The following is a 14571-nucleotide window of genomic DNA, read 5'->3' on the forward strand; positions in this document are numbered from 1 at the left end:
TACTGTGACCGACATCAAATTCTCTTACTTCGGGGGTTTCACATGCTGATCTTCGGCTGGCAGAAGCGTCTCCACACGCTCGCCATGATCACCTTGGTCTGCGGCCGCTGCGGCAACCCCGCCGCACACGCGCTGCGCAGACTCGCCACCACGTTCACAGTCTTCTTCATCCCGATCCTCCCGCTCGGCAACAAGCACTACATGGAATGCACCTGGTGCGGCGCATCGACACCCCTCGCCGTACCCCAAGTCACCGGCCTCATCGCCCACGCCAACGCCGAGAAAATGGGCTCCGCCCAGCCTCAGCAGCCCCACGGCCAGTGGCCCCAGCATCCCGGCCCGAGCGCCCACCCGCAGCACCCCGCCCCCAACACCAACTGGCAGCACCAGCCGGCTCTTGGCGCGCCCAATGCCCACCTGCAGCAGCCCGCCCCGGGCGGACCCATCGCACCCTGGCAGCAGCAGCCCGCCCCCGGCGCGCCGAACGGACAGTGGCAGCGCTGACCCGAACACACCGAGCCGCCACCAAGCTCCAGGACACCACGGCCCTCTGGAGCGCGGGTGTGGGCTCGGCAGCCGATGTGGTGATGGCGGCCTGTGACGCACTGGTCGCCGACGGGTCAGCCCCCGCGTCGTCCGTGCGCCCCGGGTTGGGCGATGATCGCGGCTCCCATCCAGCGTCGTAGATACCGACGCAGTTCGTCTTCGCTGCGGGGCGGATTGCCCGGAGAAATGAAGAACGACTGCATCGTTCGCAGGATGTATTCGACGAGTTCGTGCAGCGACGCGTCGTCGTATCCGTACCGCTCCCAATCGACGTCGAAGCGTTTGATCATCGTCATGCCGAAGGTTTGTGCCGCTTCGGAGGTAAGGCCTTCGGGGTGCACATTCGAATATGTACTCGACAGCAGAATGCCCAGGTGGGGCGTTCGACGCACATCTGAAAGCGTGAAGACCACACCCTCGGTCATGGCTTCGACAGGGTCCTCGATACCGCTGACCTGCTTGGTCAGCCGGTCCAGAAAACCGTCGACCGAAGCGATGGCCGCGGCCTGCATCAGCGCGTCCGCACTGGGGAAGTATCGATACACCGTCTGACGGATGACACCGAGCGACTCCGCGACGTCGGCGATGCTGATCTCCGAACCCGTCCGTCCGATCAGATCGACTGCGGCGGCGACTATTCGACGGGACGCTTCTTCATCGCTGTTCGGCGGACTTCCGCCCCACCCGCGCCTTCCTGCCACTGCTCGCTTCCTCGGTTCGAACGATGTCCCTCGCATGCGAAACCGACAGCGGGACAACCCCGCCGACCGTCCAGATCAGGGGCTCGACGCTACCACAGGGCCGTCGTTGTCCCAGCTCGAGCAATTCTAATCATACACGTGAGTCGATATGTGTATGATCAGCCGCATCGAGGCTTCGGCACGTCCGAACACGGCTACAGCCCCCTTCCGAATTACGAGGTACAGCCAAGTGACCGATCTGCAAGTCCGAAAGATGCGATTCGCATTCGCGGACTACGACGTACCGTTCCTGTGGAACGAAGAGAATCCGGCCTTCTCGTCCATGGCCAACGCGGTGTCCTTCCTGGCCATCGGCTTCGAGAAGATGATCGTCAATATGATTCGCGAGGCCATGCCGCGGATAACCGATCCCGCGGTCGCCGAGGAAGCGGAAGCATTCGTGCGTCAGGAGGGCCAGCACTCGACCGCCCACCGCCAGCACGCCAATGGCCTGATCAGGCGATACCCCGGGCTCCAGGAGACCCTCAACGACGTGATCGCGGAATTCGACCGCCTCACCGTGCACACCTCCCTGGAATATCGGCTCGCCTACACCGCCGATCTGGAGGCCACCTTCACCCCGGTCTTCAAACTGATGCTCGACAACGATTCCACCCTGTTCCGGCCGGGCGACGACCGCGTCGCATCGCTGTTCATCTGGCACTTCGTCGAGGAAGTCGAACATCGGAGTTCGGCGTTGATCATTTTCGATTCGATTGTCGGCAGCGACACCTACCGGATGCGCATGGCTCCGTCGATCTTCCGGCACGTCATGAAGGTCATCAAGGTGGCCTGCGCAGGCTTCAATAAGCATGTGCCACAGGAGGATCGGCGCATCGATGCACTGGCGATGTTCGCGACGCACCGGGGTAAGCAGAAGCTGCGGAAGTTGTTGCGGCTGCCCATCGAGGACAACGGTCCGATGTCGCGCGCGTTCGACGATCTACGACTCGGCGAACAACTGATCGCAATGGTGGGCATCATCCGCAGTCAATTGCCCAAGCACAACCCGGATCACGAGAAGCTGCCCGCACTCGCCGATGTGTGGTTCAAGCGCTATGACGCCGGTTACGACGTATCACATTGGTACACCGCCGATTCCGTCGCAGCGCAGGGGGACTGATGGCCGATCATTGCGCACCCACCTTCGACGAACTCGCGAAGGCGCTCGGCTTTTCCTGTCAGGAGGCCGGTGGACTCGTCGAGGTGCGAAACCCTTTCGCATTGGAGAACTGGACGCTTCCGGTGCTCGAGTTCACCATCGTCCTCGGCGCGGTGCTCGCGCTCATCTATGCGATCGTGCGCCTGCGGCGTCACGGCGATCCCACCAATCTCGTGGTCTGGTTCGGTGCGACGGCCTATCTGTTCATTATCGAACCGCCGCTGTACTTTCCGGCGGCCTTCGGTATCGACGCACACGTCGACACGATGTTCGCGCACAATGTCTTCACCGTGGATTTCCTCTGGGGTCGGCTTCCCCTCTATATCGTGGCGATCTACCCACTGATGGCCACATTGGCCTTCGAAATCGTCCGCATGCTGGGCGTTTTCCGCCGATACGGTGTTCTCGTCGGCGCCGTCTGCGTGGGCTTCGTCCACCACGGCTTCTATGAGATCTTCGACCATCTCGGACCGCAGCTGCGCTGGTGGGAGTGGTCGACCGAAAATTCGCTCAATCAACCGATGTTCGACTCGGTTCCGCTACCGAGTGTGGTGGTATTCGCCGCGCTGTGGCCGATGTCGCTGGCGTTTTTCGTCCAGTTGTTCGTCGGTCGTCATGTCGACCATGGGCGCAGTTTCTCTGGACCGCAATTGGTGTGGCGCACTGTCGTCATCGGGATTCTAGGGTCTTTGGGTACGGGCGTATTGCCGATCCCGGCAACAGTTTTCGGTGCCGGGAGCACCACGTTGCGGGGATTCCTCTATGCGGCCGAATTGGTCATCGTCAGCATCGTCGCGATTCCGATTCTCACTCGCCAGTGGCTGCGGCTACGGCGAGACCATTCGGACTACACGAACCGCTTCGTACGGATTTACAGTGTCGTGTACCTGGGCGTGATGGCCTTGCTCTGGGTGAGCGCGCTGCCCGATTACTTCGCTGCCGTCGACGGTTCGACGAGCAATGGCGATCCCATCGGAAATCTCTGGTACACGCTGTCGTGCTTCGCGGTCGCAGTACTTTGCGTGCTCGCGATCTTCACGGTGCCGTACCGAGCAGCCGAGCTACCAGCGGGAGGTCAACGCACCCAAGGCGCCGAGGGCGACGGCGGCGGCGGTGGAGGTGCGCAACACGGTGGGGCCGAGCAGGGTTACGTCGGCGCCCGCAGCAGCGAAGGCGGTGAGCTCGGAGTCGTCTAGACCGCCTTCGGGGCCGACGATCAGCAGGATTTCGGTGGCCTTGTCGAACGGCAGCTCGACGAAGCGCGCGGTGCCGGATTCGTGTAGTGCCACCGCGATTCCGCCCGCGGCGACGACCGCACGGATCTTGTCGAGCAGGTCGCGGGTGCGGTGCAGGTCGGCGACCTCGGGGATGTAGGCCCGGCGGGACTGCCGGGCAGCCGAGCGGGCGGCGGCACGCCATTTCTCAACGGCCTTGTCCGCCTTGGCTTCCCAGTTGGCGATGCAGCGCGCGGCCTGCCACGGGATGATGCCATCGGTGCCCGCCTCGGTCATCAGCTCGACGGCCAGCTCCGAGCGGTCGGACTTCGGCAGCGCCTGCACGATGGTCACGCGCGGCGTCGCAGGCGCGGCGAGCACCCGATCGAGCACCTTAAGCTCGAGCCGATCCTTCTGTGCCGCAACAACTTCCGATGCCGCGAGCAGACCGGAGCCGTCGGACAGCGTGATCGGCTCGCCGACCCGGGTGCGGCGCACCGTGGCGGCATGGCGTCCCTCCGGACCGTCCAGAACCGCGATGGCACCCGGCTCCGGAATGTCGGAGAGATAGAAGACCGTGGCGGCCAACGCTTATCGCCCGCTGAACGACGCTCGCAGCCGGGCGAACAGGCCGCTGTTGTGCTCGGACTGCGCCGACATCACCTCGGCCCGATCACCGGTGCGCATGCCCTTGTACTGGCGCAGCAGATCGGTGGCCTTGGCGTCGAGTTTGGTCGGCACCACGATGTCCAGATGGGCGAGCAGATCACCGCGCGCACCGGAGCGCAGGCGCGGCATGCCGTGGCCGCGCAGCACCGAGATCTCCCCCGGCTGGGTGCCCGGCGGGATGGTCAGTTCGGTCGGGCCGTCCAGGATGGTGTCGATGACGACGGTGGTGCCGAGCGCGGCATCGACCATCGGCACCCGGATGGTGCAATGCAGATCGTCGCCGTCGCGAACGAAGACATCGTGCGGCTGCTCGACGATCTCCACATACAGATCGCCCGCGTGCCCACCGCCGGGGCCGACCTCGCCCTGCGCCGCCAGCCGCACCCGCATGCCATTGGCGACACCGGCCGGAATCGGCGCGGCGATCTCGCGACGCGCTCGCACCCGTCCGTCGCCGCCGCACTTGTGGCACGGATCGGGAATGGTCTCGCCCGCGCCGCGACAGGTCGGACACGGACGTGAGGTCAACACCTGACCGAGGAACGACCGCTGCACGGACTGGACCTCACCCGCACCACCACAGGTTTCGCAGCGCACCGCCTTGGACTTGCCGTTGGTGCCTGCGCCGTGGCAGATATCGCAGAGAATGGCGGTGTCGACGGTCAGGTGCTTGGTGACACCGACCGCGCATTCGGCCAGGCTGAGTCGGGTCCGCAGCAGCGAATCCGCGCCGGGCTGCACCCGGCCGCGCGGCTTGCGCGTCCCGCTGGAGCCGCTCATACCGCCGAAGAAGGCCTCGAAGACGTCGCCGAGCCCGCCGAAACCGGCACCAGAGAAACCCGCGCCGCCGCCACCGGACTCCAGCGGGTCGCCGCCCATATCGACGACGCGCCGCTTCTCCGGGTCCGACAGCACCTCGTAGGCGGTCGACACTTCCTTGAACCTGGCCTGCGCCGCCTCGTCGGGGTTGACGTCGGGGTGGAGCTCCCGCGCCAGCTTGCGGTAGGCGCGCTTGATCTCCTGGTCGGTCGCGTTGTTCGCAACGCCGAGCAGTCCGTAGTAGTCCCGTGCCACTTTGAGTTCTCTAGTCCTTGGTTTGCAACAGCATTAGTCGGATGCACTCAACTTTATCCGCCGGAGGATCGAGCGTATCAGCGACGGGGGCCCTCAGCGCTCCGCGAGCACCTCACCGATATAACGGGCAACGGCCGCGACCGATGCGATGGTCCCCGGATAGTCCATCCGGGTCGGACCGAGCACGCCCATACCGCCGAGCACCGCACCCGCAGCACCGTAGCCGGTCGACACGACCGAGGTTCCGCGCATCTGCTCGACCTGGGTCTCCTCGCCGATGCGCACCGTGATGGTGCCCGGATGCTGGGCGGCCGCGAGCAGCTTCAGCACGATCACCTGCTCCTCCAGTGCCTCGAGCACATCGCGCAACGAACCGGGGAAGACGAAGTCGGCGGCATTGCGGGTCAGGTTGGCGGTGCCGCCGAGCACCAACCGCTCCTCCGGATGCTCGACCAGGGTCTCGACGAGCACGGTCGAGACGCGCACCAGCACATCCTTCAGCCGCACCGGCGCCCGCTCGGGCAGTTCGGCGACGGCCGCCGATGCCTCGGACAGGCGCTTGCCGTCCATCGCACCACCGAGCATGCCGCGCAGTGCGGCGAGGTCCTGATCGTCGATGAGTGCGCCGAGTTCCACCAGACGCTGGTCGACGCGACCGGTGTCGGTGATCACGACCAGCAGCAACCGTGCCGGATTCAGCGCGACGACCTCGATGTGGCGGACCGTGGAGGCCGACACCGTCGGATACTGGACGACCGCGACCTGACGGGTGAGCTGAGCAAGCAGCCGAACACCGCGGCGCAGCACGTCGTCGAGATCGACGCCGGACTCCAGGAATTCCATGATCGCCCGGCGCTCGGCCGACGAGAGCGGCTTCACCTCGGAGATGCGATCGACGAACTGCCGATAGCCCTTGTCGGTCGGAATGCGACCGGAACTGGTGTGCGGCTGGGTGATGTAGCCCTCGGCCTCCAGCACCGCCATATCGTTGCGAACCGTCGCGCTGGATACCCCGAGGTTGTGCCGCTCCACCAGGGTCTTCGACCCGATCGGCTCCTTGGTCGCGACATAGTCCGCGACGATCGCACGCAGGACCTCGAAGCGCCGATCCTCGGTGCTCGACATGGGCCCCACCTCCTCGCTCGTACTCGGGTACGTCGTAACGGTCACGTGCGCACCGTCCGCATCGACCCGAATTCGATGCAGGTTACTAGGTACGTCTGTTTATCCAGTCTAATTGCCTATTCGACAATTGCCCGTTCGCACACCATGGACGCTTGTGATCCAGATCCCTCGGGACCGACTGACGTTGCGCCGGAGCGAGATCCGACTGCTGACCTCGCCGCGCAGCCAGTGTGACAGGGGGATTCGAAGCAGTTGACAATGCCGCCCTACCGAGGCACCCCCCTGCCGTTCAACTTCATCCTGGCGCACGGCGTCGACGAGAACGATCCGATGCCCCGCTTCCAACCGGAACCTGCGCAAACCGGAATCACCTTGGTGGCGTCCTGCATGCCGAGGGTCTTGGCGTATCTGTTCACCCGCCCGGAAGTCGTACTCGATGGACAGCATGTGCCACAGCAGGTCGGCTGGGGCGTCACCTTCATCCCGGCCGAACCGGGGCTGCACCATCTGCGCGTCGGACCACCACCATGGCGAGCGCCCTGGTCCGGCTTCGGCAGCCACCCCATGCCAGCCGACATCATGGTTCCGGTCACCGCGGGCCACCAGACCCGCGCCTACTCCCGGGCATCCATGGCCGTCAGCAACCCGGGCCGACTCGGACCACAACCACAGCGCTGGATCCCAGGCATCATCAGCTGGCTGCTGTTCACCTCCATAGCGATCCTGGCCATGGTGCTCGGCGCTTACCAAGTGCTCACCTATTAGGCCCGGCGATCGGACCTTAGTTATCGACCGGCGGCGGCTTCTACTACGGCGGCGACTTCGGTGGGGCGGGAGACCAGGGAGGCGTGGGAGGCGTCGATTTCGCTGGTGTGGGCACCCATGCGGTTTGCCATGAAGCGTTGGGAGGCAGGGGGGATTATGCGGTCGTTGGCTGAGACGAGGTACCAACTGGGGGTTGCGGACCAAGAGGGAGCGCCGGAGGGTTCGATGTTGGCGGATACGGCCAGGGAGTGTTGGTGGGCGAGCATGTCGGCGGCTACTTCGGGGGATACGTCTTGGGCGAAGATGGAATTGAAGTAGTCGGGGGCTACGTATCCGTCGATGTTCTTGCCTGCCAAGCCATTTGGATCGTCGACGACGCGTACCTGGAGCGCCGGGGGCAGTAACTGGCTGCCAGGGAAACTGATCGGGTTGAGTTCGAGGAGACCGGTTTCGCCTTGCACTGGGGCGAAGGCCGCGATGTAGACCAGCGCTTGGACTTTCGGGTCGTGGACATTGGTGATGACGAAGCCGCCATACGAATGGCCCACCAGGACAACGGGTCCGGAGATGGTGTCGAGTGTTCGCTGGACGGCCGCGGCGTCGTTGGCGGGGCCGCGCAGCGGGTTGTCGGGAACTACCACTCGATAACCGTGGTCGCGCAGCGTCGCGGCCACGCCGTTCCAACTCGTGGTGTCGGCGAAGGCCCCGTGCACGAGCACGATCGTCGGGAGGGATTCGGCGGTCGCCGGGGCGACCGCGAGGACGGGCGTGAAAGCCAAGGTGAGCGCCGCGATGCAGGCGCGGAGACTACGGGTGATTTTCATCAGAGTCCTGCCTGTCGTCGTTGATGCTGTCGGCTCATGATGTTGTCACCTTTTGCCGCGCCCAACAGAAAGACGGACTGATCAGTTGGTTACGGCGCTGTGTGTGAGCACCGCCGATTGCTCATCAACCGGCCCGAATGGGGCACCACAACGTGAAGCTCACCACCCCCGAGCGCTTGTGATGCCCACTCTGCGCTGCCGCAAAGGTATGAGCACCTCGACATAGCGAGTGACTACCTCGCACACAGTCGACGTTGCGCGAGGTAGTGACCAGCTTGTACCGGGGGCGGATGCCGCTGCGGCGGATGACACCTCGAGGCGGCACGAAGCAGGGGCGGACGAGCCCGCAGCTACAGCTCGGACACGGTTCTCACCATCTTGCCCGCCAGTGCGTCCAGGCCGAGCATGGCGAGCAGGGACTCGCAATCCGCTGCGTCCTCGGCATGGCTGGCGACCGTCCTCGCAGCTATCGCGCACTGTCTCGCGTTTTCCGCCTTCTCGGCGGCACGCGCCTCGGCGAACTCGCTCTGCTCAGAGATAAGGGTGATGTGTCGTGCCGATGGCATAAGACTCCTTGGGTTGGTCCGAAGCCTACGCGTCTTTACCGATCTGTGATAGCGCAACGGGCGGCATCCATGAACCCGGTCGTGAAGTGAGGACAAGTCAGAGTCAGGTCAGGAGGTCTCGAACGACGCCGTCGGCGAGTAGGCGGCCGCGGTCGGTGAGGATCAGGTGGTCGCCGGAGCGAACTGCCAGACCGTCGGCGATGATTCGGCTTGCCGCGGCGGATTCCGTTGGGGCCAACTCGTTCAGCGGCAGACCGGTGCGCAAGCGAACGGTGAGCATGACGCGTTCGGTGTGCTGTTCGTCGGCGGTGAGCGTTTCCCAGCCCGCCGCGGGAAAACCACCGCGCGCGACGATATCGGCATAGCGCGCAGGGTGTTTGACATTCCACCAGCGCACGCCGCCGACGTGGCTGTGCGCGCCGGGTCCTGCGCCGAGCCAGTCACCGCCGTCCCAATAGCCGAGGTTGTGCCGACAGTGCGCGGAATCGCCTGCGGCCCAATTGGATACCTCATACCAAGTGAGGCCCGCGGCGTTGAGACGGGAGTCGATGCGCTCGTAGCGGGCAGCGAGTACATCGTCGTCGGGAGCCGGCAGTTCGCCGCGACGCACGCGACGGGCCAGGGCGGTGCCGTCCTCGACGATGAGCGAGTAGGCCGAGACGTGGTCGACGCCCGCGCTCAGCACCGCGTCCAGGCTCGCGTCCAGATCGCTGTCGCGTTCCCCCGGGGTGCCGTAGATCAGGTCGAGATTCACATGGTCGAATCCGGCAGCGCGAGCCTCTTTCGCCGCGGCGACGGCTCGGCCCGGCGTGTGGGTGCGGTCCAGCACCTTCAGCACATGCTGGGCCGCGGATTGCATGCCGAGCGATACCCGGGTGAATCCGGCCGTGCGGATGCGTTCGAAGAACTCCGGTGAGGTCGACTCCGGATTGGATTCGGTCGTCACCTCGGCATCGGCGGCGAGGGTGAAGTTCGCGCGCACCGAGTCCAGCGCGTCCGCCAGGCCGTCACCGCCGAGCAGTGACGGCGTGCCACCGCCGACGAAGATCGTCGCCACCTCGGGCGTGGCGGTCGGCAGCGCAGCGAACCGTTCGGCCGCCGTCGCCAATTCACCGCGCAGCGCTTCGAGCCAGGACTGCGGCGACGCCGAGCTGCCCAGCTCGCCCGCGGTATAGGTGTTGAAATCGCAATATCCGCAGCGTGTGGCACAGAACGGAACGTGGATGTAGATCCCGAACGGCCCACCGCCGAAGTCGCGCAGCACCAGGGCGGGCGTCTCGGCTTCGATTGGGGCGGCGGCGGAACTCACCCCTCCAGTGTGACCGCCGCTCCCCTGGGCCGTTGCGGGCGGGTTCAGTCGGCGACCACGGTGTTCTGATTCGCGGTGAGGAGCCAGCGTCCGTCCTCCTTGGCCATGACGTACATCGGCGAGCCCTGACCGGACAGTTGGCCCGCGCCGTCGAAGTACCGCTGGACCACCTTGACCGCGGCCACGTCCGGACGGATGAACAGCACATACTCGACCTCGTAGGTCGCGGTACCGTCCCGCATCGCACCCGGCAGCACCTGGGCGGTGAACTCACCGATGGCCGCACGGCCGAACAGCCGCTTGCCGCCTCCGGTCGTCCAGATGGCGTCCTCGCGGAACAGACCGACGAATTCGTCGACGAGCTCGTTCTGCTGGGAATGTTGGATGGTGGCGACGACCTCGCGAATGGCGTCCAGATCGGTATCGGTACTCATGCCACCGAGCTTGCTACCTCGACCTAGCTCGAGGTCAATACGAGTGACTCGCTTCACCGGCGATGATCTTGACGAATCATGCGACGCATTGCGACCGCTAACTATGACAGCCATCACAATCGGCCCGCATAGTCCAGGGAATTTCCCTCGATTTCGCGGGAAATATGGCCGCGAGGTCGGAAGGGCCGCCCTGACATGGCACAATAGGCCGCATGCGCGGATCTGGAGTACGACTTGTGGCACGTCGCCACGTCGACTACAAGCGCGTCTGTAGTGCCTGCTGTCTGCCCGGTTCTCTCCGGTAGCTCAGCGGCGCGCATTCCCGGGTTTGCCCGGTGATTCCCCGATTTCGACGGACATCGGCCCGCTGACACCGCAGGCGTGAGTCAGCCCCTCACGCCTTCAGCACGGATGTACCCTCACCCAGCAGGAGCGACCCCCATGACGTCGAGCACCGACGCCGGTCCCACGGATCAGCCCGGTTCCGGGCCCCACGCGCGCCCGCAGCGCCCGGCCTCCGAACGACGGGTCCGCCCGGACCGTCCCCGGACCGAGGCAGCGGCCGGCCCGCGGGTCCGCACCGGTAAGCCGGTGCGCCGCAAGGCCGAGGGCCAGTGGGCGCTCGGCTACCGCGAGCCGCTGAACCCGAACGAACAGTCCAAGAAGGACGACAACCCGCTCAATGTCCGGGCCCGGATCGAGAACATCTATTCCAAGCAGGGCTTCGACAGCATCGACAAGGGCGATCTGCGCGGCCGGTTCCGCTGGTGGGGTCTCTACACCCAGCGCGAACAGGGCTACGACGGCACCTGGACCGGTGACGAGAACATCGACATTCTCGAGGCCAGGTACTTCATGATGCGCATCCGCTGCGACGCGGGCGCATTGAACGTCGCGCAGCTGAAGACCCTCGGCCAGATCTCCACCGAGTTCGCCCGCGACACCGCCGACCTGTCCGACCGCGAGAACGTCCAGTACCACTGGATCGAGGTCGAGAACGTTCCCGAGATCTGGAAGCGGATCGAAGGCGTCGGGCTGAAGACCACCGAGGCCTGCGGCGACTGCCCGCGCGTGGTGCTCGGCTCGCCGCTGGCCGGTGAATCGCTGACCGAGATCATCGACCCGACGCCCGCGATCGACGAGATCGTGCGCCGCTACATCGGCAAGAAGGAGTACTCCAACCTGCCGCGCAAGTTCAAGACCGCGATCTCGGGCCAGCAGGATGTGGTGCACGAGATCAACGATGTCGCGTTCGTCGGGGTGAATCACCCAGAGCACGGCCCGGGTCTGGATCTGTGGGTCGGCGGCGGTCTGTCGACCAATCCGATGCTGGCCCAGCGCGTCGGCGTGTGGGTGCCGCTGGACGAGGTTCCCGATGTGTGGGAGGCCGTCGTCTCGCTGTTCCGCGACTACGGCTACCGCCGCCTGCGCACCAAGGCCCGGCTGAAGTTCCTCATCAAGGACTGGGGCATCGAGAAGTTCCGTCAGGTGCTCGAGGACGAGTACCTGAAGCGCAAGCTGATCGACGGACCGGCGCCGGAGCAGCCGAAGAAGCCGATCGATCACGTCGGCGTGCAGAAGCTGCGCAATGGGCTCAATGCGGTCGGCTTCTCCCCCATCGCGGGCCGGGTTTCGGGCACCGTCCTGACCAAGGTCGCCGAGGCGGCGGAGAAGTACGGCTCGGACCGGATCCGGTTCACCCCGTACCAGAAGCTGATCGTGCTCGATATCGCCGACGACAAGGTCGACGCGCTGATCGACGAGCTGGAACCCCTTGGCCTGCAGGCACGTCCGTCGCTGTGGCGCCGGAACTTGATGGCTTGCTCCGGAATCGAATTCTGCAAGCTCTCCTTCGCCGAGACCCGCAAGCGGTCCCAGGCGCTGGTGCCGGAGTTGGAGGAGCGGCTCGCGGATCTCAATGCGCAGCTGGACGTTCCGGTGACCATCAATATCAACGGCTGCCCGAACTCCTGCGCGCGTGCGCAGGTCGCCGATATCGGCTTCAAGGGTCAGCTGATCGATGACGGCGCCGGGAATCATGTCGAGGGTTTCCAGGTTCACCTCGGTGGCAGCCTCGGCTTCGACAGCGCCTTCGGTCGCAAACTGCGTCAGCACAAGGTGACCACCAACGAGCTCGGTGACTACATCGAACGGGTGGTGCGCAACTTCATCAAGCACCGCGAGGACGGCGAACGGTTCGCTCAGTGGGCGGTTCGTGCCGACGAGGCCGACCTTCGGTAAATGGGAGAACTAGCGTGACAACGGATCAAGTAACGGCGGACCTTCCCGCGAAGCTGTCGGAAGACGAACTGCGGGCGATCGCCGAAAAAGGCGCGGCCGAACTCGGCGCCGACGCCACGGCACTGGATTTGCTGCGGTGGACCGAGGACGTCTTCGGCACCGGCTACATCGTCGCCTCGAATATGCAGGACGGCGTGCTGGTTCACCTTGCCGCCCAAGTGCATTCGGGCGTGGACGTGCTGTTCCTGGATACCGGCTACCACTTCGCCGAGACCATCGGCACCCGGGATGCGGTGGAGGCCGTATACGGCGTGAATGTGATCAATGTGCGGCCGGAAAGCACTGTGGCCGAACAGGATCAGCTGCTAGGCAAGGATTTGTTCGCCCGCGATGCCGGTGAATGCTGCCGGTTGCGCAAGGTTGTGCCGCTGAAGCGCTCGCTCGGCGGTTACAACGCCTGGGTCACCGGCATCCGCCGCGTGGAGGCCCCGACCCGGGCCAATGCCCCGCTCATCTCGTTCGACGAGGCGTTCGGACTGGTGAAGATCAACCCGATCGCCGCCTGGTCCGACGACGAGATGCAGGCCTATATCGAACAGCACGGCATCCTCGTCAATCCCCTGGTGGAGGAGGGATATCCGTCCATCGGCTGCGCTCCGTGCACACGGAAGCCGGAGCCGGGCACCGATCCGCGAAGCGGCCGCTGGGCCGGCCTCGCCAAGACCGAATGCGGGTTGCATCAGTCATGACCGAAACCATCAGCGCACGTTCCTTGGGCATCACCGATTTCGACACCCTCGCGGCGTTGGAGTCGGAATCGATCCACATTTTCCGTGAGGTGGCAGGCGAATTCGAGCGGCCGGTGATCCTGTTCTCCGGCGGTAAGGATTCCACGGTGCTGCTGCACCTGGCGCTCAAGGCCTTCTGGCCCGCGCCGCTGCCGTTCGCGCTGCTGCACGTCGACACCGGGCACAACCTGCCCGAGGTGCTCGAATTCCGCGACAAGGTGGTCGAAAAGTACGGCCTGCGACTGCATGTCGCGAAGGTCGAGGACTATCTGGCCGACGGCAGGCTCACCGAGCGCCCGGACGGTATCCGCAATCCACTGCAGACGGTTCCGCTGCTGGACGCCATCACCGAGCACCGCTTCGACGCGGTCTTCGGCGGTGGCCGCCGCGATGAAGAGCGTTCGCGCGCCAAGGAGCGAATCTTCTCGCTGCGCAATGCCTTCGGACAGTGGGATCCGAAGCGGCAGCGGCCCGAGCTGTGGAATTTGTACAACGGCAAGCATGCTCCCGGCGAGCACGTCCGGGTGTTCCCGCTGAGCAACTGGACCGAACTCGATATCTGGCGCTACATCGCGCGTGAGGATGTCGATCTGGCGAGCATTTACTACTCGCACGAGCGCCCGGTGTACCAGCGCGACGGCATGTGGATGACCCCCGGCGTCTGGGGCGGCCCGCGCGATGGTGAGGTGCTGGAGACCCGTTCGGTGCGCTACCGCACCGTCGGCGACGGATCCTCCACCGGCGCAATTCTTTCCGACGCGGCCGACAACGAGGCGATTCTCGCCGAGGTGGCCGCGTCCCGTTTGACCGAGCGCGGCGCAACCCGCGGTGACGACCGAGTGTCGGAGGCCGCGATGGAAGACCGCAAACGAGAAGGCTACTTCTGATGCGTTCCGAGTCGCTCGCCGGACCGAGCGCGGCGCACAGTGTCCAATCCTGGGCGGGTGACGACCGAGTGTCCGAGGCCGCGATGGAAGACCGCAAACGAGAAGGCTACTTCTGATGCGTTCCGAGTTACTCGCCGGACCGAGCGCGGCGCACAGTGTCCAATCCTGGGCGGGTGACGACCGAGTGTCCGAGGCCGCGATGGAAGACCGCAAACGAGAAGGCTACT

General features: G+C 65.1%; 15 protein-coding genes and 1 pseudogene. 8 read left to right on the top strand and 8 right to left on the bottom strand.

All coding sequences use genetic code 11. The annotated features are described in order from the left end of the window. Positions 1-42 precede the first annotated feature (42 nt). Complete coding sequence (locus ACZ60G_RS04465) at positions 43-504, top strand: zinc-ribbon domain-containing protein (RefSeq protein ID WP_465807235.1); 462 nt, start codon at positions 43-45, stop codon at positions 502-504. Between the two features lie 116 nt (positions 505-620). Here the strand turns inward: ACZ60G_RS04465 and ACZ60G_RS04470 are convergent, their stop codons facing one another. Further along, a complete protein-coding gene (locus ACZ60G_RS04470) occupies positions 621-1247 on the bottom strand; it encodes a TetR/AcrR family transcriptional regulator (protein WP_465807236.1) in 627 nt (208 codons plus the stop codon). Between the two features lie 229 nt (positions 1248-1476). On the opposite strand from ACZ60G_RS04470, the gene ACZ60G_RS04475 reads away from it, so the two are divergent. Further along, on the top strand, positions 1477-2409 hold the full coding sequence (locus ACZ60G_RS04475; RefSeq protein WP_465807237.1) for a metal-dependent hydrolase: 933 nt from the start codon (positions 1477-1479) through the stop codon (positions 2407-2409). Next, positions 2409-3548, top strand: a pseudogene (locus ACZ60G_RS04480) (hypothetical protein); the annotation flags it as partial. The gene ACZ60G_RS04475 and the pseudogene ACZ60G_RS04480, both read left to right, overlap by 1 nt. Here ACZ60G_RS04480 and ACZ60G_RS04485 read toward each other — a convergent pair. The 3 genes from ACZ60G_RS04485 to hrcA all read right to left on the bottom strand — a co-directional run bounded on the left by ACZ60G_RS04485 (position 3510) and on the right by hrcA (position 6530). Continuing rightward, positions 3510-4250, bottom strand: a complete 741-nt coding sequence (locus tag ACZ60G_RS04485) for a 16S rRNA (uracil(1498)-N(3))-methyltransferase (RefSeq protein ID WP_465807238.1) — start codon at positions 4248-4250, stop codon at positions 3510-3512. The pseudogene ACZ60G_RS04480 and the gene ACZ60G_RS04485 sit on opposite strands and share 39 nt — an antisense overlap. Positions 4251-4253: 3 nt before the next feature. Next, entirely contained in the window at positions 4254-5405 is a 1152-nt protein-coding gene (dnaJ, locus tag ACZ60G_RS04490) for a molecular chaperone DnaJ (RefSeq protein WP_465807239.1), read from the bottom strand. A gap of 93 nt (positions 5406-5498) precedes the next feature. Then, on the bottom strand, positions 5499-6530 hold the full coding sequence (gene hrcA / locus ACZ60G_RS04495; RefSeq protein WP_465807240.1) for a heat-inducible transcriptional repressor HrcA: 1032 nt from the start codon (positions 6528-6530) through the stop codon (positions 5499-5501). Between the two features lie 258 nt (positions 6531-6788). Between hrcA and ACZ60G_RS04500 the strand changes: the two genes are divergently transcribed. Beyond that, a complete protein-coding gene (locus ACZ60G_RS04500; protein ID WP_465807241.1) occupies positions 6789-7295 on the top strand; it encodes a hypothetical protein in 507 nt (168 codons plus the stop codon). Positions 7296-7315: 20 nt separating this feature from the next. On the opposite strand, the gene ACZ60G_RS04505 is transcribed toward ACZ60G_RS04500, so the two are convergent. The 4 genes from ACZ60G_RS04505 to ACZ60G_RS04520 all read right to left on the bottom strand — a co-directional run bounded on the left by ACZ60G_RS04505 (position 7316) and on the right by ACZ60G_RS04520 (position 10428). Then, positions 7316-8119, bottom strand: coding sequence for an alpha/beta fold hydrolase (locus tag ACZ60G_RS04505; RefSeq protein ID WP_465807242.1), 804 nt, complete (start codon positions 8117-8119; stop codon positions 7316-7318). Positions 8120-8469: 350 nt separating this feature from the next. Next, positions 8470-8685: a hypothetical protein gene (locus ACZ60G_RS04510; RefSeq protein ID WP_387290840.1), complete on the bottom strand. Its 216-nt coding sequence runs from the start codon at positions 8683-8685 to the stop codon at positions 8470-8472. A gap of 103 nt (positions 8686-8788) precedes the next feature. After that, positions 8789-9994, bottom strand: a complete 1206-nt coding sequence (hemW, locus tag ACZ60G_RS04515; protein ID WP_465807243.1) for a radical SAM family heme chaperone HemW — start codon at positions 9992-9994, stop codon at positions 8789-8791. 44 nt (positions 9995-10038) lie between these two features. Beyond that, the gene (locus ACZ60G_RS04520; RefSeq protein WP_465807244.1) at positions 10039-10428 is read right to left on the bottom strand and encodes an SgcJ/EcaC family oxidoreductase; all 390 of its coding nucleotides are present in this window, start codon (positions 10426-10428) and stop codon (positions 10039-10041) included. Between the two features lie 212 nt (positions 10429-10640). On the opposite strand from ACZ60G_RS04520, the gene ACZ60G_RS04525 reads away from it, so the two are divergent. The 4 genes from ACZ60G_RS04525 (at position 10641) to cysD (ending at position 14344) form a co-directional block, all read left to right on the top strand. Further along, complete coding sequence (locus tag ACZ60G_RS04525; protein ID WP_357470198.1) at positions 10641-10733, top strand: Ms4527A family Cys-rich leader peptide; 93 nt, start codon at positions 10641-10643, stop codon at positions 10731-10733. 136 nt (positions 10734-10869) lie between these two features. Next, positions 10870-12669: a nitrite/sulfite reductase gene (locus ACZ60G_RS04530; protein ID WP_465807245.1), complete on the top strand. Its 1800-nt coding sequence runs from the start codon at positions 10870-10872 to the stop codon at positions 12667-12669. A 14-nt stretch (positions 12670-12683) separates the two neighbouring features. Further along, on the top strand, positions 12684-13418 hold the full coding sequence (locus ACZ60G_RS04535; protein ID WP_465807247.1) for a phosphoadenylyl-sulfate reductase: 735 nt from the start codon (positions 12684-12686) through the stop codon (positions 13416-13418). Next, positions 13415-14344 carry a sulfate adenylyltransferase subunit CysD gene (cysD, locus tag ACZ60G_RS04540; RefSeq protein WP_357470189.1) on the top strand — a complete coding sequence of 310 codons (930 nt, stop codon included), beginning with the start codon at positions 13415-13417 and terminating at the stop codon, positions 14342-14344. The genes ACZ60G_RS04535 and cysD overlap by 4 nt, the downstream gene beginning before the upstream one ends. Positions 14345-14571: the final 227 nt, after the last annotated feature.

Source organism: Nocardia sp. NPDC102475 (assembly GCF_055584605.1).